The following is a 439-nucleotide window of genomic DNA, read 5'->3' as shown; positions in this document are numbered from 1 at the left end:
TCCTCGGAAGCGTAGCGCCGGTAGATCTCTTCGCGGTAGTCCTCGTCGATGCGCATGACGGTTCGACAGCCGTGTTCTTTGGCGATCATACAGGCAACGAAGTTGTCGTTCAGGTCGCCGGTGAGCGCGCCGAGTGCGTCGGCAGCTTCGAGATCAGCGCTGCCGAGCGTCTCCTCGATAGCGCCATCGCCCGCAATCACCTCGAAGCCAGCCGTTCGCGCGCGCTCGACTGCGTTCTCATCGCGCTCGATGAGGACAACTTCGTGGCCACTCTCTTGCAGGACGCGAGCCGTCCGCAGTCCGACACGACCTGCACCCACGATAACGAATCGCATACACCCTCCTATGGGGCGGGGGTGAATAAAAGTACCCACCCGGTGGAACCACCGGACACCTTGACCACGCCGTCAAACAATACAGCCGTTGTTTTTTCCTGACG

General features: G+C 60.8%; 1 protein-coding gene. It reads right to left on the bottom strand.

What is annotated here, in order from left to right; genetic code table 11:
• Positions 1-335: TrkA family potassium uptake protein (locus C5B91_RS21770; RefSeq protein ID WP_147374926.1), on the bottom strand; the 335-nt coding region annotated here is incomplete at its 3' end.
• Between the last annotated feature and the right edge of the window lie 104 nt (positions 336-439).

This window comes from Haloferax sp. Atlit-10N (assembly GCF_003586325.1).
GTDB classification, from domain to species: Archaea; Halobacteriota; Halobacteria; order Halobacteriales; family Haloferacaceae; genus Haloferax; species Haloferax prahovense.
The sequence above is the reverse complement of the archived record's forward strand: the minus strand, read 5'-3'. Positions and strand labels throughout refer to the sequence as shown.